The organism is Shewanella sp. NFH-SH190041 (genome assembly GCF_024363255.1).
GTDB lineage: Bacteria > Pseudomonadota > Gammaproteobacteria > Enterobacterales > Shewanellaceae > Shewanella.
In genome coordinates, this window is sequence record NZ_AP026070.1 from 2,144,827 (window position 1) to 2,167,730 (window position 22,904).

General features: G+C 44.1%; 25 protein-coding genes and 1 pseudogene. 8 read left to right on the forward strand and 18 right to left on the reverse strand.

Annotated features, from left to right (window positions below):
* Positions 1–94 precede the first annotated feature (94 nt).
* Together NFHSH190041_RS09430 and NFHSH190041_RS09435 are read right to left on the reverse strand one after the other, a co-directional pair.
* Positions 95–1,210, reverse strand: coding sequence for a GntP family permease (locus NFHSH190041_RS09430; protein ID WP_261924968.1), 1,116 nt, complete (start codon positions 1,208–1,210; stop codon positions 95–97).
* Positions 1,170–1,481, reverse strand: a complete 312-nt coding sequence (locus NFHSH190041_RS09435) for a hypothetical protein (RefSeq protein ID WP_261924969.1) — start codon at positions 1,479–1,481, stop codon at positions 1,170–1,172. Before NFHSH190041_RS09435 ends, NFHSH190041_RS09430 begins: the two co-directional genes overlap by 41 nt.
* A gap of 149 nt (positions 1,482–1,630) precedes the next feature.
* Between NFHSH190041_RS09435 and NFHSH190041_RS09440 the strand changes: the two genes are divergently transcribed.
* A complete protein-coding gene (locus NFHSH190041_RS09440) occupies positions 1,631–2,152 on the forward strand; it encodes a gluconokinase (RefSeq protein ID WP_261924970.1) in 522 nt (173 codons plus the stop codon).
* Between the two features lie 240 nt (positions 2,153–2,392).
* Positions 2,393–3,394: a substrate-binding domain-containing protein gene (locus NFHSH190041_RS09445; RefSeq protein ID WP_261924971.1), complete on the forward strand. Its 1,002-nt coding sequence runs from the start codon at positions 2,393–2,395 to the stop codon at positions 3,392–3,394.
* 209 nt (positions 3,395–3,603) lie between these two features.
* Here NFHSH190041_RS09445 and NFHSH190041_RS09450 read toward each other — a convergent pair whose 3' ends face one another.
* The 3 genes from NFHSH190041_RS09450 to NFHSH190041_RS09470 all read right to left on the reverse strand — a co-directional run bounded on the left by NFHSH190041_RS09450 (position 3,604) and on the right by NFHSH190041_RS09470 (position 5,806).
* The gene (locus NFHSH190041_RS09450) at positions 3,604–4,062 is read right to left on the reverse strand and encodes a hypothetical protein (protein ID WP_261924972.1); all 459 of its coding nucleotides are present in this window, start codon (positions 4,060–4,062) and stop codon (positions 3,604–3,606) included.
* Positions 4,063–4,200: 138 nt separating this feature from the next.
* Positions 4,201–4,746 (reverse strand): hypothetical protein, encoded by a 546-nt coding sequence (locus tag NFHSH190041_RS09460; protein ID WP_261924973.1) that lies wholly within the window; start codon positions 4,744–4,746, stop codon positions 4,201–4,203.
* 115 nt (positions 4,747–4,861) lie between these two features.
* The gene (locus tag NFHSH190041_RS09470) at positions 4,862–5,806 is read right to left on the reverse strand and encodes a hypothetical protein (protein ID WP_261924974.1); all 945 of its coding nucleotides are present in this window, start codon (positions 5,804–5,806) and stop codon (positions 4,862–4,864) included.
* Between the two features lie 791 nt (positions 5,807–6,597).
* On the opposite strand from NFHSH190041_RS09470, the pseudogene NFHSH190041_RS09475 reads away from it, so the two are divergent.
* Positions 6,598–6,762 (forward strand): annotated as a pseudogene (locus NFHSH190041_RS09475) (LysR family transcriptional regulator); the annotation flags it as partial.
* A 207-nt stretch (positions 6,763–6,969) separates the two neighbouring features.
* On the opposite strand, the gene NFHSH190041_RS09480 reads toward NFHSH190041_RS09475, so the two are convergent.
* From NFHSH190041_RS09480 to NFHSH190041_RS09520, 9 genes are all read right to left on the reverse strand, one after another.
* Complete coding sequence (locus NFHSH190041_RS09480) at positions 6,970–7,488, reverse strand: DUF4303 domain-containing protein (RefSeq protein ID WP_261924975.1); 519 nt, start codon at positions 7,486–7,488, stop codon at positions 6,970–6,972.
* 645 nt (positions 7,489–8,133) lie between these two features.
* Positions 8,134–8,487, reverse strand: a complete 354-nt coding sequence (locus NFHSH190041_RS09485) for a hypothetical protein (protein ID WP_261924976.1) — start codon at positions 8,485–8,487, stop codon at positions 8,134–8,136.
* Positions 8,484–8,606 carry a hypothetical protein gene (locus tag NFHSH190041_RS09490; RefSeq protein ID WP_261924977.1) on the reverse strand — a complete coding sequence of 41 codons (123 nt, stop codon included), beginning with the start codon at positions 8,604–8,606 and terminating at the stop codon, positions 8,484–8,486. Before NFHSH190041_RS09490 ends, NFHSH190041_RS09485 begins: the two co-directional genes overlap by 4 nt.
* Complete coding sequence (locus NFHSH190041_RS09495; RefSeq protein WP_261924978.1) at positions 8,593–8,913, reverse strand: hypothetical protein; 321 nt, start codon at positions 8,911–8,913, stop codon at positions 8,593–8,595. The genes NFHSH190041_RS09490 and NFHSH190041_RS09495 overlap by 14 nt, the downstream gene beginning before the upstream one ends.
* Before the next feature lie 295 nt (positions 8,914–9,208).
* On the reverse strand, positions 9,209–9,412 hold the full coding sequence (locus tag NFHSH190041_RS09500) for a hypothetical protein (protein WP_261924979.1): 204 nt from the start codon (positions 9,410–9,412) through the stop codon (positions 9,209–9,211).
* Positions 9,409–9,759, reverse strand: coding sequence for a hypothetical protein (locus NFHSH190041_RS09505; RefSeq protein ID WP_261924980.1), 351 nt, complete (start codon positions 9,757–9,759; stop codon positions 9,409–9,411). The genes NFHSH190041_RS09500 and NFHSH190041_RS09505 overlap by 4 nt, the downstream gene beginning before the upstream one ends.
* Before the next feature lie 147 nt (positions 9,760–9,906).
* Positions 9,907–10,311 carry a hypothetical protein gene (locus tag NFHSH190041_RS09510; RefSeq protein ID WP_261924981.1) on the reverse strand — a complete coding sequence of 135 codons (405 nt, stop codon included), beginning with the start codon at positions 10,309–10,311 and terminating at the stop codon, positions 9,907–9,909.
* A gap of 138 nt (positions 10,312–10,449) precedes the next feature.
* The gene (locus tag NFHSH190041_RS09515; protein ID WP_261924982.1) at positions 10,450–10,815 is read right to left on the reverse strand and encodes a hypothetical protein; all 366 of its coding nucleotides are present in this window, start codon (positions 10,813–10,815) and stop codon (positions 10,450–10,452) included.
* Positions 10,816–11,276: 461 nt separating this feature from the next.
* Positions 11,277–11,750, reverse strand: coding sequence for a hypothetical protein (locus NFHSH190041_RS09520; RefSeq protein ID WP_261924983.1), 474 nt, complete (start codon positions 11,748–11,750; stop codon positions 11,277–11,279).
* A gap of 855 nt (positions 11,751–12,605) precedes the next feature.
* Here NFHSH190041_RS09520 and NFHSH190041_RS09525 point away from each other — a divergent pair.
* On the forward strand, positions 12,606–13,547 hold the full coding sequence (locus tag NFHSH190041_RS09525) for a LysR family transcriptional regulator (RefSeq protein ID WP_261921646.1): 942 nt from the start codon (positions 12,606–12,608) through the stop codon (positions 13,545–13,547).
* A 62-nt stretch (positions 13,548–13,609) separates the two neighbouring features.
* Here the strand turns inward: NFHSH190041_RS09525 and NFHSH190041_RS09530 are convergent, their stop codons facing one another.
* Both NFHSH190041_RS09530 and NFHSH190041_RS09535 read right to left on the reverse strand, forming a co-directional pair.
* Positions 13,610–15,148, reverse strand: a complete 1,539-nt coding sequence (locus tag NFHSH190041_RS09530) for an acyl-CoA synthetase (RefSeq protein ID WP_261921647.1) — start codon at positions 15,146–15,148, stop codon at positions 13,610–13,612.
* Positions 15,149–15,473: 325 nt separating this feature from the next.
* Complete coding sequence (locus NFHSH190041_RS09535) at positions 15,474–17,087, reverse strand: aldehyde dehydrogenase family protein (protein WP_261921648.1); 1,614 nt, start codon at positions 17,085–17,087, stop codon at positions 15,474–15,476.
* Between the two features lie 549 nt (positions 17,088–17,636).
* Here NFHSH190041_RS09535 and NFHSH190041_RS09540 point away from each other — a divergent pair.
* The 4 genes from NFHSH190041_RS09540 (at position 17,637) to NFHSH190041_RS09555 (ending at position 20,462) form a co-directional block, all read left to right on the forward strand.
* Positions 17,637–18,434 carry a nitroreductase gene (locus NFHSH190041_RS09540; RefSeq protein WP_261921649.1) on the forward strand — a complete coding sequence of 266 codons (798 nt, stop codon included), beginning with the start codon at positions 17,637–17,639 and terminating at the stop codon, positions 18,432–18,434.
* Between the two features lie 634 nt (positions 18,435–19,068).
* Positions 19,069–19,380 carry a hypothetical protein gene (locus NFHSH190041_RS09545; protein WP_261921650.1) on the forward strand — a complete coding sequence of 104 codons (312 nt, stop codon included), beginning with the start codon at positions 19,069–19,071 and terminating at the stop codon, positions 19,378–19,380.
* Between the two features lie 117 nt (positions 19,381–19,497).
* Positions 19,498–20,010, forward strand: a complete 513-nt coding sequence (locus tag NFHSH190041_RS09550; RefSeq protein WP_261921651.1) for a hypothetical protein — start codon at positions 19,498–19,500, stop codon at positions 20,008–20,010.
* Positions 20,011–20,165: 155 nt separating this feature from the next.
* Positions 20,166–20,462: a hypothetical protein gene (locus NFHSH190041_RS09555; RefSeq protein WP_261921652.1), complete on the forward strand. Its 297-nt coding sequence runs from the start codon at positions 20,166–20,168 to the stop codon at positions 20,460–20,462.
* A gap of 421 nt (positions 20,463–20,883) precedes the next feature.
* Here NFHSH190041_RS09555 and NFHSH190041_RS09560 read toward each other — a convergent pair whose 3' ends face one another.
* Together NFHSH190041_RS09560 and NFHSH190041_RS09565 are read right to left on the reverse strand one after the other, a co-directional pair.
* Positions 20,884–21,057: a hypothetical protein gene (locus tag NFHSH190041_RS09560; RefSeq protein ID WP_261921653.1), complete on the reverse strand. Its 174-nt coding sequence runs from the start codon at positions 21,055–21,057 to the stop codon at positions 20,884–20,886.
* Between the two features lie 42 nt (positions 21,058–21,099).
* Entirely contained in the window at positions 21,100–22,368 is a 1,269-nt protein-coding gene (locus tag NFHSH190041_RS09565; protein WP_261921654.1) for a cytosine permease, read from the reverse strand.
* Positions 22,369–22,904 lie beyond the last annotated feature (536 nt).

The following is a 22,904-nucleotide window of genomic DNA, read 5'->3' on the forward strand; positions in this document are numbered from 1 at the left end:
GCATAAAAAAGGCCGCCAAGCATTAGCTCGGCGGCCTTTTACCACATCATGCATTCACAACATCATATGTGCAACGTAGGGCATAAACGCCTATTTATAGCACCAGACTAAGAGAAGCGACGATGATAAAAGCAATTACCCCTAGTAAGGTTTCCATTACTGTCCATGTTTTCAATGTGGTCTTCTCATCCATCTCCAGTAAGCGGCCAACCAGCCAGAAACCAGAGTCATTGAAGTGGGACAACACAGTCGCCCCGGAAGCGATGGCGATAACGATAAAGCAGAGATCAAACTGACTCAGCCCCTGAGTAGCAGCAACCGTTGGTGCAATCAATGCCGCAGCCGTGGTCAAGGATACGGTGGCAGAGCCCTGGGCAACCCGCAGTGCCGTGGCTATCAAAAAGGCCGCCAGAATAACCGGCATGCCGGTATCCGCCAGTAATGCAGCCAACGCATCACCGATACCACTGGAGCGCAGCACACCACCAAACATACCACCGGCCCCGGTAACCAGAATCACCGCACAGATAGGTGCCAATGAATCACCGCAGAGTTTTTCCAGCTTTTCCCGACCATAATCCCGGGCAAAAATCATCAAGCACACCAACAGGGTGATCAGCAGTGCTACCGGGGTTTTGCCCAGCATTTTCAGCACATCAACCCAAGGTTGGTTCGGGTCCACCAGCCCCATCACAGATAAGGTTGAAAGCCCGGTATCCATAAAGATCAGCACCAACGGCAGCAGCAAAATACCCATCACAGTCCAGAAGCCGGGCCGTTTGTCATTATCAATAATCTGTTGGGTCGATAAGAAGGCCTCTGGCAGTGGCAGAACAAATTTTTTGCCCGCCCATTGCCCGTACAGATACGCCCCTAAGTACCAGGTAGGAATCGCCACCAGCAAACCAATAATGGTCAATAACCCGATATTAGCGCCCAGCAATTCACTGGCCGCCACAGGGCCTGGATGAGGTGGCACAAACGCGTGCATCACCGCAAAGGCACCAGCTACCGGCAGCGCATATTTGATAGTGGAGCCGCCCAGTTGCTTGGCCACACTGAACAGGATCGGCATCATCACAATTAAGCCGGCATCAAAGAAAATCGGGAAACCAAATAGTAACGAGGCCACCCCAAGGGCAAACGGCGCTCTATCCCGACCAAATTTATCAATCAGGGTATCGGCCAATACCCGGGCACCGCCGGTCACCGCCGGTCACCTCTAAAATTCGGCCAATCATACTGCCCATCCCCACTAACAGGGCCACTGACGCTAAGGTACCACCAAAGCCACCCATCATCGCAGGCACCACATCCGCCGGACGGATCCCCGCCGCCAGCGCGGTGACAATACTGACCAGCGTCAGCGCGGCAAAGGCATGTACCTTAAAACGCATAATTAAAACAAGAAGCAGGGCTATTGAAGCTGCTGCAACCATAAGCAGATAGCCTGCATCAGGTGTTACTGCGACACTCTCCATAAAACTTCCTTTTCGTCATTTGTTCAGGGAACAATTTTGATTGAGAAATCTTCACATGCATCAATGTTACCGGTATCATGTTATCGGTAACATTAGGGATTTCAAGTGAAGAATCATTAAGTTCCCCAAAATGAGATAGAGGTAAAGATATGAGCGGAAAATGCATTATCGTCATGGGTGTCTGCGCCAGCGGCAAAACCACTATCGGTGAGCGGCTTGCCCAGCGGCTGCACGCCAAATTTATTGATGGCGATGATTTACACCCGAAAGCGAATATCCTGAAAATGGCTCGGGGGGAGCCACTCAATGATGTGGACCGGCAGCCTTGGCTGGAGCGGATCCGAGATGCTGCGTTTAGCATTGAATATAAAGGTGAAATCGGGGTAATTGTCTGCTCTGCGCTGAAAAAACAGTATCGGGATAAAATCCGTGAGGGTAACCAGCATGTGCAGTTTCTTTATCTCGATGGCAGCTATGAACTGATCCTGTCGCGGATGCGTGACCGCCAAGGTCATTTTATGAAAGAAGCCATGGTAAACAGCCAGTTTGCCACGCTGGAAGTGCCTAACAATGAAGATAATGTGGCGAGCGTCTCCATTGATGCGCCCATTGATACCGTGGTCGACAATGCCTTTGAAGCACTGATGCAATTAGACAAGCCGCAAGCATAAACAATGACCTAGCCCTATATCGACTAAGCGGAAACAATACTGGTTAGTTATCCCCTTGATATCGGGCTTATAACGGATAACGCTTGGCATCACAGTCACAACGCCATTAGCAATGCGTAATAGGTGAATACGTAATAGATGAACCCCATCATGGCATGGATAAATCGTTATTCTGTATAATTATTTTTTAATGTGTCCCACCGACCTAATCCATAACAGAAAGAGCCCGTGACAAAAAAGATGACAGGAAAAAAACGGCGCCCAACGCTGGATGATATTGCCGCCAGAGTCAATGTAACCAAAATGACGGTCAGCCGTTATTTGCGCCAACCTGAGTCGGTGGCGGAATCCACTCGGGTTAAAATTGAAGCCGTGATCCGGGAACTGGGCTATATCCCCAGCCGGGTGCCAAATATGCTCTCCAAGGCCAAAAGCCGCGCTATCGGGGTTGTGCTGCCTTCCCTGTCAAATCAGGTATTTGCAGCTTTGGTGCAAGGAATTGAATCTGTCACGCAGGCGGCAGGCTATGAAGTATTGCTGGTGCATTATGGTTACAATCCAGCGGAGGAAGAGCGCAAGATTGCGACCTTGCTGTCTTACCATGTTGATGGGCTTATCCTGACGGAAACCAGCCATACAGCACAATGCCTGAAAATGATTAAATCTGCCGGGGTTCCTGTAGTCGAAACCATGGATTTGCCCCAACAGCCGATTGATTTTGTCGTTGGGTTAGATCACCAACAGGCTGCATTTACCCTGGTAAACCAAATGATTGCCAGCGGCAAAAAGCACATTGTCTATCTGGGGGCAAGGCTAGATAAACGCACCCAACTTCGGATGGACGGTTATCAACAGGCCATGATGGCTGCTGGGCTGACTCCCCATGCCATTATGACAGATGCCCACTCCGGCTTTGCCAATGGGGCCGAGTTATTTGATCAGGCAATGGATGCCATACCGCAGCTAGATGGTATTTTTTGTACCAATGATGATATTGCCGCCGGGGCATTTATCCGCTGTCAGTCCCGAGGGCTCGCGATCCCACAGCAAATTGCCATTGCCGGCTACAATGCGCTGGATATCGGTAAAGCACTGCGACCACAGTTAACCAGTGTTCAAACACCCAGATTTGCTATCGGCCAAACCGCCGCAAGGCTATTAATAGATAAACTTAATGGGGTGCCGGTTTCCCACCAGCCCGTTGACCTTGGCTTTAGCATCTTCAATGGCGGTAGTATTTGAAAGCCCGCCTAGGTGAGTGCATTCATGCCCTCACCTAGCACTAACTTATTTCTGGACAAAAATCAGTTAGATTTTTTGCTTTATTTGAGTCTTTAGGCATTAAAAAAATAATGGTAATGCCGCGCTCAGCCGCAGACAAAAATGGCGCTTGTTTTGCCGGGGTTATGGCAACACAAATGACAGTTTTGGCTGTCTGTTGTAGCGCCTTGTTATGAGTTTTCCCATTCACTTTTGATATCTGCCGACAATTTATCAAAGTTTTCTATGTTTAAATCTGCTAACAACAACTTTACAGCGGAAATTGTTTCTTCTAGATTTTCATGATCATCATATTCATGCTCTATTAGAGTATCTATAACAGACTTAATTAACTCGTCCCATGTATATCGGCTTGATGCATCACCATCCTCGATATCAAAGCAGATATAATCTTTCTTATCGATGTCATATGCATATTGCATATAGCCACCAGCATCTTCCCAAAGGGGTAATATATTGCCTAAATTATATGCTTTCTGCTCTTCATCATTAAGGTAATAAAGAGTTGGACACCCAAAGTAAATGCTTAAGGGAGAATCAAGCTTTTCATCTATTACATCGATAAAAAATTTAGAAAACCCAAGCTCTCCAATTAGCTCCTTTGCTTTTTCACGTGGAAGATAAATCATCGTTTCACTTACTAGTAACTCCGCGTTAGGGTGAGAGTAACGCAATGCCGGGGCCTCTGCAAACTACCTTAACCACAAATACTAAAACATGGTTAAAATGCCACGCGTTACGAATCGCTCTTAAACACTTTGTTATCTTTAAATCATATAGTTACGCATTAAATCTTTACATATCACGCTCAAATGTTCTGCACTCATGTTGATGTGAGCTCTTGAAGCTTTATATACATCATCAGCATTTACGATTTTACGTGCTAGCTCACCAGAGTTAGCAGCCCATATAAGTGGCATCTTGGTGATTGCATAATCTTCGCTATTAAAGTCGATTCGTTGAAAGTACAACCCATGAAGCATTTCCATTTTTGAAATGGACTGTTCAAATAGTGCGTATGCGGCAGGATCATTTCTATAATAACCAGTTTCACACCGATAAGTCATACGTTGAATATCAGTAATCAACTTGTCACAAGCATTTGTATAGGCAATCGAAGCTTCATAAAACTCTTCAATTTTTTGGCATATTAATTTTTTACGCTCTCGGCGGTTTGCATAGATCTGATTTACACTAAGTACGAACAGAGCTACTGCTACAGAAACAAGAATAGATATTGTTGTTACTATGTTTCCTTCCGAAAATAATAAATCTACTATTTTAGACAAAGCTGAATTTTCCTCTTTAAACATAACGCCGCATTAAGGTGTGAGCAACGCAATACCGAAGCCCCTGCATACCACCTTAAACACTAAACGCAACGCATAGCAAAATTCCACACATTGCGAATCACTCTTAAACAGTTTGTTATATTTTTTCATCCAACTCGACTGGCCCGCATCCCAAATCGCCATCTTCTAACCTGGTAATTATGAGATTTATTTTCGACAAAAACATGCTCTCTTTTGTCATCCATTTGACTAGCTTAATCTTAGACTCATTACCTTTATAATCCTTCTTTTTTACATGGGACTGCAAAATATCTTGTATCGTCCCAGCAGCAAAATCTGTAACACTTAACAAGTCACTCGTTAATGGTTCGTTATCAAACGGTTTGGCAAAACCTAGAATATCAAACTCATAATCACAGTACATTTTTAGGACATTACTATATATTTTTTGCGTGTCTTCAAATGACCGTTCATTGCCATCTTCATTAATTGTATCATTGTCACAAAGCCACAAGGTTTTCTGTCCATGATGTCCAAGCGCGCTTAAAAACATGCAAAGCGGATGTAACACTCTAAAGAGTTTTTCTGCGTCCTTTCCTTTCCAGCCTGAAAAACCATGCTTGGATAAAAAAGCCACTAATTCTTTATGAGATGCTTGTGCATTCAAGCCAAAAACAGTTTCAATATTTCGGTCAATTGAAACAGTAACTAGAGCACCATGTATATATTTATCTACTAATTCTAGATATTCTGATAGTGCTCTCTTGATTGGACCGTACCTCAAGTCCTTATAGTTAAGCTCTTTGAATGGTTCATTCAAAAAATGCTTTTTCCTGAGTTCTTTTACGCGTTCTTCAAATACAAAACGCTTATCTGCTGACAATATAAGAAATGCGTAAGTTGAGAAGTCAGCACCTTTGTGCTCGCCTCCAAAATCTGACATTATAAACAGCCCATCATCGGAGCTAAAATCTGGTAGTTCTGGAATTTTGACGATATCTCTAGCAAGTAACCTTGCGTACAGAGGATAACTATCGTTCATACGCTTAAATTTGTATTTGTTTGGTTTTCTAACTCTCAAGCAAGCTCTCCGTTGCCAAAAAAATATAACAGTGTATTACCCAATACTTCTCGTTAACCCCTGAACAAAATCAAGGCCTAAAATCATAGCATGGGTAAATTAATTAAATTGATACAGGATCTTACCAACAAGTATTACCACGACCTATGGGAATATCTTCAAAACAAAATGAGCCCCTTATTACCTGAGCCAGCAAATGGTGCGGTATGTAAATCAGTGATTCTTAACATGCCATTTACTCAATAAGTTATAGAAATACCAAATACAAACCGAGAATAAACTCACAATTTTATGGCTCGTTTTTTGGCGTGTTTTCAAACACTTTATCAGAACTGTATATACATACAGCACTCAATCACTTTTATCCCACCATCTCCATTTATAAGAAGCATCCCGCTGAGTATGAGAAATCAAGAAATTTAGCTAAGTTCTTTACAAGCTTGCTCACATCAGATGCGTGGGTAGTGCCACTCAAAACCAAGCTTTATGAGCTTTGGTTTTTCACATTAGTCATATATGGCAAATATAAATTGAAGAGTAAGAATGAAGCTCCGGCCGTGACTGATTCAGGGGCAAAAACACTTTAGTAATGGCTATTCAGCAATATGTTCCCCGACATTTAGCACGATACTTTCCCCCCTATCACAAGAGTTTACAACTATCCCAAACAGGGGGAATCCTCTTGCATTACAACTGGTCGGCAACCAGATTGTTTGATAATTTAGCCACTAGTTGAGTTTGAAAAGCCAGTACGTTGTTTACGCTGGCATGTTCACAGGGGAAGTGATGATATGAGACTGGAACGGATAGATTTAAATCTTTTTATTGTTTTTGAAGTGATCTACCGCGAGGCAAACCTGACTAAAGCGGCCAAGGTGCTGAATATCACTCAGCCTGCCGTCAGTAATGCCCTTGCCAGATTACGCAGCACATTTGACGATCCCCTATTCCAGCGTAAAACTGACCGTAGCATTGGCGCATAGAGCATCAGCTGCACAGGATTCTTAATGTGACACTCACGGATAGTCTACTGAGACAATGCTTTAAAAACTGGCCTTGTTTCGACGTCTCATTCTCGGTCTCTTAAGCCAACATCCACTAAAAGCGAGCATGCCCAGCAAGATTAAAGCCTTGTGGAGTGCATTGACTCGCTATGTGTGGTTCTAAAATACTTCATGATGCTCGAATACGAAAGCTCGAAAGTCTTGTGTTTTTTTGACTTTGTCTAGAATGCCAGAAGAGATTATTTTATTAAAAGCCTCTCTTCCTGCTGCCTCAAAATCACTAGAAAAGTCCTCTTGTGCTTTTTCCCACTCTTGATCGCCTAACGTTCGTATGTATTTCTTATACGCATCAATTTTAGTTAGCGTAGGATTCCACAAGTTTTCCCAAATATCGCTATCGTAATTTAGATTAAAATATTCCCACTCTTGATTGTTCCACTTGATCTCTTCACCCATGATCGATTCCATTGATTCTCCAGATTGAGAATATGAATCAATTGTTAGTTGAAATGATTCAAGTGAGTTAGCCCCTATATGAAAGTACCCCTCTTCAGCAAGTATCTCAACTGCAAAGCCAAAAAAGCACTCACCTTCATGTTCTTTAAAGAAGCTTTCTAAGCAGGGAATTGCAGATTCGTATAGTGAGTTAACTAATTCATTCTTATCTATGAGTTTCATACGATGCTCACTTTCATTTCCGCATAACGACGGCAGCACCGGCCGGAGGCGATTGGCGCTTTATTTGCGTTTTTTTCGCAAACAAAGTAACAAATGCCGGTGGTCGGTTGCAGTGCCTTATTAAATGCATTTTGAAAAAATACTTTCATGATTACTATGGTACACTAATGAGTTTGGTAAGCCCTCTAGAAATTGATACATATCTACAATTATATGATCAAAATCCAAATTCTCATCTTTTGCGAAAAAGGTGCGAACTTCACATTGAAGTGAAAGTGAAGTCACGATCTCTTGTTTAGTAGTTTTCTCGATATACTCAATACTTTCTTTGATCGATTCATCCTCGATTACACTTACGAGAATCCAATAGTCGCCAAAGCTAATTCTTAACTTTGAACTTAAACCAAAAGGCTATTCTTCTTCAGTGAATATGGCAGATTTATCCCTAGCAAAATAATTCCTCACTAGACCAAAAATACCACTTTGAGAATAACCGCCTTCATTTCCATATAAGAATGTATTGATTGTATGCATGATCTATCTCGATCATTTAACGCCCGCGTCAACCGCCGGTGGCTACTGGCCGCTTTTTGCGGGTTTATGCAAAAAAAGTGACTGTGGCGGAGGTCAGATTGCACGCGCTTGTTATGTTTGTGACTTAAAAAACTGGTCATTTGTTGTCGTAAATACTAACGATTTTCCATTTGGAGATGAATCCCAGCCCATTGATATTGCTTTTTGGATAATCTCTGCAATATTCGCAAGTTTTATTACGGGGTATTTTTCCACTTCATATCCACTGCCATCTGAAAAATCGAGCCAGAAATCTCTAGTAACAAGCCCTTTTACTTGTAGTGACTTACCATGAGATATATCTCTGACAACAGTCAAATTCAGAGAAAAGTTAAAATCTTCATCCAATTTAGATGTAGAAACCTGAAACCTAAACGGGTATCCATTTACGGTAATAGGCCGACTTTTCTTCTTTGATAAACTCACCTAACTACCTCGGGAACATAACGCCCAGCACAGCCGCCGGCTAAAGTGGCACATAATTGCGCAGCAATTTGAGTGACACTTTTGCCGGCCGGTTGCTGCAGATGGTTAAATGCTGACATGCCCATTACCTAAATTTATGGTTTTGAACGTGATGTATCTATTGCCTGCATTTGTTTCGAGTTTGACAGACTTATACCCGCCTTCTTCTTTAATAAGCAGTGCTGAGAGAATTGTAGGATTTCCCTCAAAAGGCATTTCTTCTATTGTATAGGAGTGTAACCCACCAAAAATAATGGACTTGGCGCTAAATAGGTTATTTTCCCAGTCCTCTGGATACTGAATGTTATAGATAAGTTCATCCTTATTGGGGATTTCAATGACTGATTCGATTTCAGAATCATGCCAATGGATCTCATTAATATTCATGAAGCCTTCCTAATCATTTAACGCTGTTTTAAGCGGCTTGCTATAGTGTGAAACGAAGTGGAACCGAGCAAGCTGTTTCGAGTCCGACTTGAAAACCTTGTTAGCAATGCCCTGTGCTATAGCTTATCCGCTTTTTTATCCGAACGCTTTTTACCCCATTTACCAAGCTCTTCTTGGAAAAATGAACCCGATCTCATGGCGAAAAACATACCTGCTGAAGAAATTATTAAAATGCACCCTGCAATAATGTCGAAAATAGATCTTTCAATAATACCTGTGTAAAGAAGCCATATATCTAAAAGAGCCAATCTGAGCTTGAATTCGCGAGCTGCCTATCATCATTTCTGTTAACAGAATCATCGGTATCAATAGCAATACCTTGAATACAATCAGCAACAGATTTCGCCGTTGTGGTTTTTCCTGATCCAGAAAAGCCATCAAACACAATTGGTTGCAGGTCTTCATGACCTATTACTTCACTTATAATAGAACTAATCATTTAGCACTCTGAGTTTTCCTCCAATTGGCATATAACGCCGCCAGCACCGGCCGGTGCACGCAGTGCGGAAGTCCAGCCCCGAAGGGGTGATTGCGCCTAGCCTTGTTATGTTTTTTCTCAACATCATAGTTAATATCATTCGTTTCTAGCTCAGCTAGGACATCACTTAAATACGGTTTAATAACTCCATTTATTCGGTGAACACCACTTTCTTTCAGTCTTTGCTTAAGAGTACTTACCGAAACCTCAGTCATTTCACTATCAAATTTACGAATCACCATTAACTCTTTAGCGGAGGGCAACTGTTCCTTAATTTTGATTACGACAGTGAACTCTGGGTGACTCATATATTCTGCTCTTTCAGAAAAATAATGCCGCATTAAGGGGTGAGCAACGCTACCACGAAACTTAACCATACCACTGTAAACACAAAACCCAACGATGAAATGAAAAATGCCAAGCGTTGAGAATCACTCTTAAATTTATTGTTAGCTTTAAAACGGGAAGCCGATTTCACTCATTTTCTTGAGAGCGAAATCTTCACTAACTTTTTTGACCGTATCATAAGCTGTACCTGACTCTTGAGCTTTTTGAATACCATATTTACTAGTTTGAGCTCCCATGATCCATAGACTAACTTTCACGGTCCATTTCCAGCCTGAACCGCCTGCAATACTTTCATCAATTGCTAGTTCGCTGACGGCTTTACCATAGCCAATAAACTGATGTTGGTACTTGAGAATCAGTATATCTCCAGCTTTAATCTCTGAGATCGCACCTTTATATTTGTTATCTTCGTGTAATACGAAGCTTGCATTAACAATGCACCTTCTCAAGTTTTCATCATCGTAGCCTTTATCTGGCTGACCAATGCTACACACAAAATAGTTTTTACTCATATATTTCTCTTGATTGATACCTAAAGAGGTTGCAAAGGAAGTTAACGCCTGGCACTGTAGCCGACAAACATGGCGCGTAATTGCGCAAGCAATTTAAGTGACACTTTTGACGGTCGGTTGCTGCCACTTGTTAAATTTTTACTCTCTACTCTCAACATACTCTTCATATTCTTGGTCGATCATTCCTTTGCCAACAAACTTATCAGGGCTCCCACCTAATTCGGATTCTAACCAAGCAAGGCAATTATCTAGCGACCCGATATATTCCTTTATTTCCTCCGGATCGATTTCTCCGATAGTTGAAAACAAGGTGACATCACAATAATAGTCATCTCCTTCATCTACCGAGCGGATCAATTCGATCTTTGCATTTTGTTCTGATCCTGTCATGCGAACCCAATCGAATGTTACAGAATCAAAATACTGTCCAATACTAATGAATTGAGATAGCTCCCTTCCCATCTTCAGATATAACTTAAGCTTTTCGCGCGGTATATATTTCATAACAAAATTTAACGCCCGCATAAAATACGGATAATGCTTGAATAAAATTAGCTAAGAATGAACGTCAGCCAAGCTTAAGACGTCCATTCATTAATGCGTTTGTGATGTGTTTTCTTTGTCCTAAATGTTTTTACCTGTTTTGACTTTGTATATCAGGTGAATACCAGAAAGTACCATAACTAGACCAGCGAAAGCCCAGAGGTAATCCCCCCTCAATCAAACCCATGACTAAACCGAACACCCCAATAATAAAAACAAAAACTTGTCAAAACATACTAATTTACTTATTTATATTTACTCATCAATATTTCTATTTTGTTGTATTATGCACCTGATTCACAAAACACATAACGTCGCAATAACGGGCGCTTACCAAACCACTCAAAACTGCTTTAATCTTTGTACTCACAAGACTTTGAAAAGCTGCAACAGCGACTAAAGCGCCCTCGTCTATTGCTTTGTTAGCAAAATTTAGTCAGTACAATTGGTAAGCCATCGCCAAACTCGTCATGTACCCACACTTTAACTGGAATTGGATACTCCCATCCACCGGCTTTCCACCAACACTCAGCCAACCACCTTTTAGTGATATCAGCGATTAAATTTACGCCACCGAAGTCTTCATTAAAGTAATACTCTTCATCAAATGGAGGTACATCATATGTGCCATCAAGTATCTCGCTTGATTTACCAGGAAAGATTGAAGGATCTGAGTTGCTTACTTTATTATTTTTACCTTGAAAGTATAACCAAGCGGAAGGCGTCCCTATCCCATCATCTCCAAGAAATATTTGCACTTCAGCTTCACACACGGTATCTGGAACAGGTAATAAAAATAGTAATTTCATCTCTTCAATGAATTTTGATGATACTTTTTCTAATGAGCTCAGAAACCGTTTTGAAAATTGCTCTGTACTTAAGCCAAAAGGCACCATTCCGACTCTCCCGCTAACAGTGTATTACCCGGACTTCTCGGTAAACCCTATACAAAATCAAGGTTTAAAATCATAGAATGGGTAAATTAATTTAATTGATACATGATCTTACCAACAAGCATTATCACGATCTATGGGAATATGTTCAAAACAAAATGAGCCCCTTATTACTTGAGCCAGCAAATGGCGCGGTATGTAAATCAGTGATTCTTAACATGCCATTTATTTAATAAGTTACAGAAACACAAAAAACAAACCGATAACAAACACACAATTTTATGGCTCGTTTTTTGGCATTTTCCAAACTTTAATCTTTATTATCGCACCATCTCCATTTATAGAGTCAATCCGATCAAAATTAAGGGGTCGACGTTATAGCTTACTAATAGGAAAAGTTTACCTTTATTGGATACGACAATTTATTTAGTTCCATCACAAAAGCATCCCGCAGATATGAGAAATCAAGAAATTTAGCTATGTTCTTTCCAACCTTGCCCACATCAGATGCGTGAGTAGTGCCACTCAAAACCAAGCTTTATGAGCTTTGATTTTTCACATTAGTCATATGTGGCAAATATAAATTGAAGAGTAAGACTGACGCTCCGTCCGTAACTGATTCAGGGGCAAAAACACGTTAGTAATGGCTATTCAGCAATATGTTCCTCGCCATGTTCCCCGACATTTAGGCACGATACTTTTCCCTCTATCACAAGAGGTTACAACTATCCCAAACAGCGAGAATCCTCTTGCATTACAACTGGTCGGCAACCAGATTGTTTGATAATTTAGCCGCTAGTTGAGTTTGAAAAGCCAGTGCGTTGTTTACGGTGGCATGTTCACAGGGGAAGTGATGATATGAGACTGGAACGGATAGATTTAAATCTTTTTATTGTTTTTGAAGTGATCTACCGCGAGGCAAACCTGACTAAAGCGGCCAAAGTGCTAAATATCACTCAGCCTGCCGTCAGTAATGCCCTTGCCAGATTACGCAGCACATTTGACGATCCCCTATTCCAGCGTAAAGCTGACCGCATGGTGCCAACCCCTTTTGCGGAAAACTTAATTGGCCCGGTGCGTGAAGCGTTATGGCTACTGAATAACGGCGTAGCGAAACAAGACAGCTTTGACCCGGCCAAGACCAAAAAGGTGATCCGTTTAGGACTGACAGAAATCGCTGCCGCCAGGGTGTTACCGCGGCTGTTACCTGCCCTGCAACAAACTGCACCGGGGATCTTGCTTGATATCCGCCCACTGGATTCTGGCACCTTGGTTGAAGCGTTAACCGCCGCCAAACTTGATCTTTGTATCGATACACCGATGACGCCAGATCAACGTATTAGCCACGCCCTATTAGGGCAAGAAACCTATGTTTGCGCCGTACGTTCTGGACACAGCAGCATCACTGCCGCACCGGATTTACAGCAATATTTAGCCTGTGATCATCTGCATTGTGATTATCCCGCTGCACCGGATGCGGTCGATCACGCGCTTAATCAACTGGGATTGAAACGTCGCATTAAAACTCGGCTGCAATACAGCTTACTGACCCCGGCGTTATTACAACAATCCGATTTAGTGCTTTCGCTGCCCAATGCGCTGGCCCGCAATTATCAGCTCGACACCTATCCCCTGCCCTTTACCGTAATGCCGTTATCACTGCATTTGTACTGGCACAAGAGTGTTGAAAATGATGCGGCAAACCATTGGTTGCGGCAGCTCATTTTGAGTCAAAGCCCGGACACCCCTGCCAGCCCCCCAACCGCTAAAATATCGCAGGCCGAGACTGAGCCTGCATAAACAGGCACAGCATCAACACGTCGCCTTTACTATCTACGCTGGGCGGGCACTAGACATGAGCGTTACGCCCAATAAGGGGCTTTTAAGCGGCGCTTGTAGAGTTTGCCATTGGGGTCCCGTGGCAGTTTCACGCTGAAATCAATCGATTTTGGCCATTTCATCTTTGCCAGCTTACCGGCGATAAAGGTCATCAACTCGTCGGTCAGCGCCCCATCGGCCACGACGCCATCAATGGGCTGAATAACGGCTTTCACTTCCTCCCCCCAGTCAGCATTGGGGATGCCAAAGACGGCACAATCAGCCACTTTAGGGTGCAAAATCAGTACATTTTCAATTTCGGCGGGATAAATATTAGCGCCACCACTGATGATCATGTCCGTTTTGCGATCACAGAGAAACAGAAAGCCATCTTCATTCAGGTAACCCACATCACCGGCAGTAAAATAATCGCCAACACGGTTACCTGCGGTTTTCTTACTATCGCCACGGTATTCAAACCGGCTGACATCCGTCATCAACATATATATGGTGCCCTGCTCGCCAACCGGTAGCTCATCGCCTTTATCATCAAAAATTTTGATATCAGCACCACACCAAGCTTTCCCTACTGTGCCGGGGTTTGCCAACCATTGCTCCGTATTACAAATCGCCCCGCCACCTTCAGTGCATGCATAATATTCATAGATACAAGGGCCAAACCAATCAATGATCTCCCGCTTAACCTGTGGCGCACAGGGGGCAGCAGTGTGCAGCATATGCTGCATGGAGCTGACATCATAACGGCTGCGCACTTCTGCGGGCAGTTTCAACAGCCGCACCAGCTGGGTCGGTACCACATGGGTAGTGGTTACGCCAAAACGATCAATCGCTGCCAGCATGCCTTCAGCATCCCACTTATCATGCAGCACCACACTGTGACCCAGATGCAACGAATTTGTCACCCAGGTCATGGCGGCGGTGTGATACAGCGGCGAGCCACTGTAATGGACATTGCCCTGTTGCGGCATAATGCCAAACAACTGGGGGAACATGGCCATATTGGTCGCCATGGTATCGGGATCTATCCCAGGGACGGGGCGGCGCACTCCCTTAGGTTTGCCTGTGGTGCCGGAGGTATAAAACATTACCATGCCAGTAGCGCGATCAACGGGTAAGGCATCAGCCTGCCCCGCCACCAGCTGATGGTAAGTCTTTACGCCATCAACAGGCTTGCCCAACTTAAAGCAATGCTGCGGATTAAAACCGCTCGCCTTAACCGCCGTTGCCGAGGCCTCTGCGGCCGCATCATCGTAAATCAGTACCGCTGCACCACTGTCCTTGAGGATATAGGCAATTTCAGGCCCGGCCAGATGCCAATTAAGGGGAACCAGAAACATGCCAGATTGGGTTACTGCCAGATAGAGGGCGATAAACTCTGCGCTATTGGTCAGCACAGCGGCAACGGTATCCCCTTGTTTAAGGCCCAGATCCCGCAGCCCATGCACCAAACGGTTGCTTTCGGCCACCAGCTCCGCGCGGCTCCAATGTTTACCATCCGGCGCCACCAGTGCTAATGCCTGCGGCTGCTGTTTTGCCATCTGCCAAATACCCATAGTTTCCATAACATCCCCTGTCTTATCTTTTGCTGCAGTTTTATTACACTTTTACTGCGCTATTACAGTTACTGCACTTACAGCCACTGCATTTGCGCCCTAGCATTCATATCCCATGCATTCCCTATGGCATGATTGCCGCATTGCAATAGCACTTGGCCGCCCTATCCTATGTGACACGTATTGTGATTGCTTGCTGTGTTCTCGCCCCGCGACTAATTTATCTCGTCTTCACTTACCTAGCTTTGACTACCTAGCTTTGGCTACCGAGCGTTGACTTACCCAGCCTTAACTTGTGGTAGTCACTGGCACATCATCTTCGGATTTAACACCGCTATTTCAATAAATTACGACTTAATTTGGCAATTTTGTCGCCATAGGGCGGCAAGGTGCCCCCCAATTTGGCCAGATTCAACCAACCCTGGCGAAAAACCGCCCGCTGATGGCTGAAACTGATAAAGCCTTCCCGGCCATGATAACGCCCCATACCACTGTGCCCCGCGCCACCAAAAGGCAAATCATCACAGGCGTAATGCACTGCGATATCATTGATCCCCAAGGCCCCGGAAGGTAACTGCGAAGTGATGGCATGCCACTGCCGCGTATCCCGGCCAAAGCAATACAGTGCCAATGGTGCGGGCCTTACCGCTATCGCCTTAATGACTTCATCACTGTGCTGATAAGTGCGCACGCACAATATGGGGCCAAAAATTTCATCGGCCAGTACCGCAGCATGTGCAGGCGGGTTAATCACTAGATGGAGCGGAATATTTCGCCCCCCCGCCGAATTAGCCTCACCGCTGCGCCAGTCATTGCCAGTTGGGTCAAGATTAATCACCTCAGCACCCAGTTGCGCAGCATTATCCAGCAGAGCCGTGATCCGGTCGCTATGTCGCATTCCCATCACCGGCACCACATCGGCATTTGCAACCACAGTGGGATAAAGACTTGCCGCAACATGACGACAGTGCTCAATAAATTGCGCTAACTTATCTGCCGGCAACCAGCACTCATCAGGGCTAAGGCAGATTTGCCCCGAATTAAGCCCTTTAGCTGCAATGATTTTTTCCGCGCTATCCCGCAAATTAGCATCCGGCGCGATTATCACCGGATTCTTGCCACCCAGCTCTAACGTCACCGGCGTCAGTTGGCTTGCTGCGGCGGCCATCACTTGCTTACCCACTGCCATTGAGCCGGTAAAAATCAAATGATCCAACGCCAATGTGGAAAATACCCGCCCGGTTTGACTACCGCCCATCACAAGCTGCACTTCGCCCGCAGGAAAGTAGCGGGCAAACAGCTGTTGTAGCAACGCAGCGGTATGCGAGGTGAATTCTGAGGGTTTGATCAGCGCCAAATTACCGGCCCCAAGCACATCAGCCAGTGGGCCAAAAATGGCATTCACCGGGACATTCCAAGGCGACATAATGCCCACTATCCCTTTAGGCAGATATTCCACCTGTGCCCGGGCACCGAATAAAGACATAGGAAACAGCGCCCGGCGCGGTTGCGGTTTCATCCACTGACGTATATGACGACGCACAAACTTCAGTGATTGCAGGGAAATATACAACTCTGAGATGCGGGTGACACAGTCAGGGCGATGGCCAAAATCCGCCGCCACCGCATCGCACAAGGCTTGTTGATTGTCTTTCAGTAACCGGATGCAGGTATCGAGTCGCTGCTGACGTAATGCCACTGATGGCACAGGCTGCTGGGCGTGCAGCGCTTTTATTTGCGTTAATTGCGTATTGAGCTGCTGAGCCAAGAGAATATCTGACGCCTGCTCGCTAAAGGTCTGTTGCAAGTGACTGGCATCAGACACCATATTCGCCAAAGTATCTGCCGCATTTCCAGCTTGCCCTTGCGTCGCATTATGATGAGCCCCATGGGCTGAAATTGTGCGAGCAGTGTTATCCGCCTGAGCAGTTTGTTCTGTCACTGGCATAAGCTATTCCCTAATCTGGCCTGAACCAATCTGAGCAATAGCCCTAACCTACCCAGCGGATGAAAGCGGTTAACACTTTATTTGCTGAATAATGGATCATTCAGCAAATTAATGATCTTTTGCACTTTTTAAATAGCGCCTGGCTCAAACCTTACCCCTAAGTCCTTATCTTCAGACGCCATAAATGCCTGTTCGCCAAATAGACGCCTGCTCTCGGAATAAAAGAGTTAAGTACTATCGTTTCATCACAGCACGCCGGTTTTAAAGGGGTAAGGTTCACACTTTGACGCATTACCGTCTATTCAGACGATGCTAGCGGCAATAAGCAAAGGCTAAATCAGCAGATGGTATACAAGTGAAAACACCGCCATCAAGATTAAGCCCATGAGCTTAACGAACTGCAACACACTTAGCTTGCTTAGATAACTTTGATGACGATGACTTTGATGACTTAAGTGAGTCAGTTTAAGCGGTTAATGTAAGTAGTTTGTTTTATGTGATGGAATATAAGAGCGTTAACATGAAGGTTGAATCGTTCAGGGAGAACACATGACTGCAGGGATGCCACAACAGCCACACCATAACCATGATCCTAAGCGGGATTGTGCCCAGTCAGATAACCACACCAACAATTCGCAAATACACAAAGCCCCCCCGGGTAACGATATCCCTCGCGACTATGGCGTATCGGCTGCCATGGCAATGCGCCGCTCAGTGCGGGCATTCAGTGACAAGCCAGTAGATGAGAGCACGATTCGAGAAATATTAGAGCTGGCGGGGCTTTCCCCTTCCGGTGGCAATATTCAGCCTTGGCAAATTGATGTGATCCGTGGCGAGACGTTAACAGCATTACAGCGGGAAACCACAAGCTATATTCAGCGCTTTGGTCAATCACCCAAACCGGAATTTGCCACCTACCCCTCGCCACTGGCGCCACCTTATCATCAACGCCGTGCAGATTGCGGCGAGCTGATGTATCAGGCATTAGGTATCGCCCGGGAAGATAAACCGGCCCGCATCGCCCAAACCATGGCAAATTATGCCTTTTTCGGTGCGCCGGTAGGCATTTTACTGAGTATGGATCGGGCGATGGGCATGCCCCAAGCCATCGATATCGGCATCTATCTACACGCCTTAATGTTACTGGCACAAGAGCGGGGACTAGCAACCTGCCCCCAAGTCAGCTGGACTGTTTTCCCTCAGCCGGTTAAAACTCTGCTGGGAATGGACGATCGCCGCATGCTAATGGCAGGCCTGTGTCTTGGCTACCCCGCCCCCGACGCGGATGTCAATCAAATCCACCAGCCCAGAGCCGCACTTGAAAACTATGTGACCTTTCACCGTTAACAAGTACAGAGTCATATTGGAACTGACACATAAGTGTCAGCTCTGATATGAGAGTCAAATAATGTACGCATTCCGAAATAGAGAATAGAGAATGTGGAGACATAAAATTGTGAATTCATTCTCAGTTTGTTTTTTACAGATCTATAACTTATTGAATCAAATAGACATTAAAGGTTTGCTGATTTACTTTCCAAGCCATCACTGGCTCAAGTAATACAAGTCACACTTTGTTTTAGCGTGATACACATAGATTGCTGCAATGATTGATTTTAACCCTCTATATCAATTATATTATTTACCCAATCTATAACTTTAGACCTTGATTTTAATCATTTTTACAGAATAGGAATGGGACAACCTTCAATTCATTGTTCAAGAATGCTTTTTATTGTGTATTACTATTTTCCTCAAATATGAACGCTTTGAGGTTGTTGAACACCTACTTACCCAGCGCTACTTTGAAGAAAAAAGCCCAAGAACTGGTCAAAGTAAAATGCGGTCTTATGGTATTTTCAGGCGTAACCTTGAATCACTAATTCATAGGAACTCGCGATTGAGTTTGAGATGCCTCTCCTTACACGCCGACATATTAAAAGAACGATGTACGGATTCGGGGATTTCATTTGAGCAAATAATGCAAGCTGATTTTGTATTGTATGGCACAGAAGCAATGCACGGCCTTAAAGAAGAGATAAGGCAAGAGTGGTTGCCAGAAACGCTTGTATTTAAAGCGTTCCGAGGTAGCACTTTTGAGCTGTTTTTAAGAGCAGAATCTAAAGAATATTTCGACAGAATAACTGGCATCCTTGGTGTAAAGTCAAAAGCTAATTTAGTAACTTTTACGCAGGCCATCAGAGATGAGAAGATTTATGTCCCTAAGTGGAATTTCGATAGGATATCTCCTTTGGAGTTAATGAACTTTGAACAATTGTGTAGTCGTACATAACAAGCCAATTCAAAGGACAAAAACAGCTGATTTTGCTCCTTCGTCGCTTATTTTAACCAGCTGTTTTATTGCCTCTGATTGGGGCGTTATGCAGCACCATTAGATAGAGGTATAAGTTTGAGCTCAGAAGTAAATTGGTATTTGGAAGGTCTTAAGATCGTCGCGCAACTTGCAGTAGGTGCTTTTGGCGCTATGTACGGCTATAAATCAGCAGTAAGAAAATTTTCAGAGACTACAAAAGATACAGATAAAACTGTTTTTACCTCTTCAGTTACTAATGAACGAGCCGTTTGGCGTAGTGAGCTACGTGGGGGTATTGGTAAATACATAGAATGCTCATTAAAATTTATCGAGAATACGGGTAAACTCTCGGAACTGAGTAGCTTGAAATCTCTAATTATTATGCGCCTTAACCCTAAAGCTTGGTCTTATAGCTTTGAGCACAGGCTTGATCATGCCGTTCTAAAGTCTGTTAATTCAATTTATGCGACCTGTGAGAAAAAGCGATTAAACGCAGAAAAGCTCAAGAGTGAAATAGCAAATCTAGAAAAGTGTGCTCAAGAATTGTTAAAGAGCGAATGGCAGAAATCTAAAAAAGAAGCGGTCGAAGGTCGAGAGCGTGATACATAACAAAACGTTTAAGACAGGTTCCCAACGCTTGGAATTTTTCATTCCATCGTTAGGTTTTGAGTTTACGGTGCAATGGTTAGGTTTTGAGTTTACGGTGCAATGGTTAGGTGGTAGCGTTGCTCACTACTTAACGCGGTGTTGAATCGGATTCGAATATGTTTCAATTAAAAGAACCATGGGATGCGCCTATAAATGCCAAGGCTTTTGAAATTGAATTGGATCGAGAATTACATCCTTCAAGATTTCTTTACCAGTTTAAAGGTCAATTTCGGGCTATTGCTAAGAATGAAAGCAATGATGATGTTATTTTTGAGATTAAAGATAGGGGCTTTGTGTTAGTTCATCTAACATGGTCAAATAACGAGCCAAATGAAGATTATCCTAAATATAAAATGCTAGCCCAAGTATCAGATATTCAGGATATTATAGACAATGATAATCTGGGCTATTAGCGAGTGCAAACTTAACAAGTTGCAGCAACGTACTCGTCAAAGTGTCACTTTTTACCCAAACCCCAGTAAAAAAGCGCCCATTTCACTCACTACTAAGCAAGGCGTTAGTTACTTAGTCGCCTCATATGAAGTGAACAATGAAAATTAATCGAATTTTAGATGAACTTAGATTTGTCGATCGATCCACTCAAATAAAGTGCTGTGTACCGAAGGATGAAATTGATTCAAAAATATATGTTACTGGACAAGTTCAACCTGATATCCCTGGAGTGGTTCTCGGAGAAAGAGAGCCATATCTAAGAGAAAAAACCATTGGTGATTTTATAGACGAGTTAAGAACTTTTGGCGAAGAATTTCAACATAATGATTTCTTAATCGAAGCATCACGCGATATTGATGATACGAAATATGAGCTTCGCTATTACGGGTGCCAAACGCTAAACCCCCAGCCGGAAACGGCCATCCCCAGCAATAAGGCGATATCGCCACTCATCGCCCAAGGCCCGAGCCCCAGACAGGCGAGCATGGAGCCGACCGCCATTAACACCACACCACTAAGTGCTAACACTCGATATTTGTCAATCTGCTGCATCATACACTCCCTGTGTTATGACTCATTTGACTTAATACATCTTATTTAAGGCTGCGCTGTAGGCTGCTGTGGAGTAAACACCTGATAGCCTGACAACTTCATCAGTAAGGTGTACACCACAAAGGCCACCAGCAAAGCATTTACGGCCTGAATACCCCAGGGGATGAACCAGGCGGTGGCCGATGCACACAACCATGCAATGAGGGCGTTATGGTTAAAGCCGACAAATTGGTATTTATCCAGTGCTGGATAATTGCTTTTATTAATGAGGTAGAAATCACTGATAATCACTCCTGCCAAAGGCGGGACTACAATCCCTGCTGTGATTAAAATGCCGAAAATGGCATCAAGCTCATAGGGGCGGAACAATGTCAGCCCGGAGGTTATGGCAACAACCGCCACCATAATTTTGCGCCGACTGACACTAAACACATTGGATAATGTCAGCCCGACGGAATAGATATTGGCCCCGTTGGTGGTCCACAAATTGGTGGTTAGCAGCACAAATGCAGGAACCACTAGGCCTATACCCATCAGCACCTTCACCATATCGTGCTCACCGGCCGCCGCGCCAACCACTGCGCCGCACAGCACCACAAAGCTATTAACTAACAACAATCCCAGCACAGCCCCCTTGACCGCATCCCCTTTACTGCGGGCAAAGCGGTTAAAGTCCGCCACCGTTGTGGCTGCGCCAAAAACCCAAGTACCAATCACTATGGATACCGCAGCAAAAAATGACATGTCACCCTGTGGCTGAGCGGCAAATAATGTTGCCCATCCACCAGCATCTCCGGCAGAACGCATCACAGTACCAATACAGATAAACACCATGGCGGGAATGGAGACAAAACTGAGGATCTCCAACGCTTTAATTCCGGCGATACCAAATAGCCCCATCACTACACCACTGCCCACCATGGCAAGGGATTCCCCCAACGGCCCTAATTCAAAGGCAACCGCAATCAAATGGCCATAAATGGACGCCTGGATGGTGTACCAGCCCATTTGGATAACCGCATACAAAATACTGGGGAGTTTGGAGCCATGTAGCCCGAAGCTAAACCGGGTCATCACCGCAAAGGTGTAACCGGTTTTAAAAGAGATCATCGACATCACTGACGCTAATGCCGCCAGCAAGAGATTTGCCAGCACAGTCACAAGGATCACAGTAGACAGGGGCATCTGCGCCGCAAGACCGGCGCCCGCCATCATGGAGGCCAGCAAAAATACATACCCAACCCAGACTGAGGTTACCGCCCACAGGCTACGGCGTTCACTTTGGGGCACACTGGTAAGCTCATAGTCAGACATACAACATCCTTATTGTCATTCAGCGACTCTGATACCACTATGTGATTTATTTTTGTACAAGGCTATGGCTTTATAAACAGGATCTGATCTGTGCCACAAAAATTTTTAACATAATAAAAACATGAATAAGCGCAATATATGACACCTATATGACGGCTTCACAAAACTGTATCGAATTGCGAGTTATGTCTATATGGGCACGGTTTCATCGCCTGAATATGGATTCAAAAGAAATAATTCGCTAACACGCTATCTGAATGGTACGGATTTGCATCATCACCTTTAAAAACAAAATCATTCCATTGAACATCTAATAAAAAATGTTCAATGCCGATCTACTTAGAAACTTATGTCATCGCATTTTCAACCAATGAATTAGCAACATTTTAGTGATCCCACTATTTTGGGCATCTCCTATAGCGAATATTTAAAACCACTTTTAATTCTGTGTGTTATGGAAAAAACAATAAAAACATATTATCGCTATTACATCGTTAACTGAGAAAGGTGGATACATCAGTTAATAATAATTTACC

Bases quoted from the DNA above. Each gene is read 5' to 3' on its own strand.
- NFHSH190041_RS09435 (WP_261924969.1), bottom strand. From the start codon at position 1,481: ATGGAGAGTGTCGCAGTAACACCTGATGCAGGCTATCTGCTTATGGTT.
- NFHSH190041_RS09440 (WP_261924970.1), top strand. From the start codon at position 1,631: ATGAGCGGAAAATGCATTATCGTCATGGGTGTCTGCGCCAGCGGCAAA.
- NFHSH190041_RS09445 (WP_261924971.1), top strand. From the start codon at position 2,393: ATGACAGGAAAAAAACGGCGCCCAACGCTGGATGATATTGCCGCCAGA.
- NFHSH190041_RS09450 (WP_261924972.1), bottom strand. From the start codon at position 4,062: ATGATTTATCTTCCACGTGAAAAAGCAAAGGAGCTAATTGGAGAGCTT.
- NFHSH190041_RS09460 (WP_261924973.1), bottom strand. From the start codon at position 4,746: ATGTTTAAAGAGGAAAATTCAGCTTTGTCTAAAATAGTAGATTTATTA.
- NFHSH190041_RS09480 (WP_261924975.1), bottom strand. From the start codon at position 7,488: ATGAAACTCATAGATAAGAATGAATTAGTTAACTCACTATACGAATCT.
- NFHSH190041_RS09490 (WP_261924977.1), bottom strand. From the start codon at position 8,606: ATGTCAGCATTTAACCATCTGCAGCAACCGGCCGGCAAAAGTGTCACT.
- NFHSH190041_RS09495 (WP_261924978.1), bottom strand. From the start codon at position 8,913: ATGAATATTAATGAGATCCATTGGCATGATTCTGAAATCGAATCAGTC.
- NFHSH190041_RS09500 (WP_261924979.1), bottom strand. From the start codon at position 9,412: ATGATTAGTTCTATTATAAGTGAAGTAATAGGTCATGAAGACCTGCAA.
- NFHSH190041_RS09505 (WP_261924980.1), bottom strand. From the start codon at position 9,759: ATGAGTCACCCAGAGTTCACTGTCGTAATCAAAATTAAGGAACAGTTG.
- NFHSH190041_RS09510 (WP_261924981.1), bottom strand. From the start codon at position 10,311: ATGAGTAAAAACTATTTTGTGTGTAGCATTGGTCAGCCAGATAAAGGC.
- NFHSH190041_RS09515 (WP_261924982.1), bottom strand. From the start codon at position 10,815: ATGAAATATATACCGCGCGAAAAGCTTAAGTTATATCTGAAGATGGGA.
- NFHSH190041_RS09520 (WP_261924983.1), bottom strand. From the start codon at position 11,750: ATGGTGCCTTTTGGCTTAAGTACAGAGCAATTTTCAAAACGGTTTCTG.
- NFHSH190041_RS09525 (WP_261921646.1), top strand. From the start codon at position 12,606: ATGAGACTGGAACGGATAGATTTAAATCTTTTTATTGTTTTTGAAGTG.
- NFHSH190041_RS09530 (WP_261921647.1), bottom strand. From the start codon at position 15,148: ATGGAAACTATGGGTATTTGGCAGATGGCAAAACAGCAGCCGCAGGCA.
- NFHSH190041_RS09535 (WP_261921648.1), bottom strand. From the start codon at position 17,087: ATGCCAGTGACAGAACAAACTGCTCAGGCGGATAACACTGCTCGCACA.
- NFHSH190041_RS09540 (WP_261921649.1), top strand. From the start codon at position 17,637: ATGACTGCAGGGATGCCACAACAGCCACACCATAACCATGATCCTAAG.
- NFHSH190041_RS09545 (WP_261921650.1), top strand. From the start codon at position 19,069: ATGCAAGCTGATTTTGTATTGTATGGCACAGAAGCAATGCACGGCCTT.
- NFHSH190041_RS09555 (WP_261921652.1), top strand. From the start codon at position 20,166: ATGTTTCAATTAAAAGAACCATGGGATGCGCCTATAAATGCCAAGGCT.
- NFHSH190041_RS09560 (WP_261921653.1), bottom strand. From the start codon at position 21,057: ATGATGCAGCAGATTGACAAATATCGAGTGTTAGCACTTAGTGGTGTG.
- NFHSH190041_RS09565 (WP_261921654.1), bottom strand. From the start codon at position 22,368: ATGTCTGACTATGAGCTTACCAGTGTGCCCCAAAGTGAACGCCGTAGC.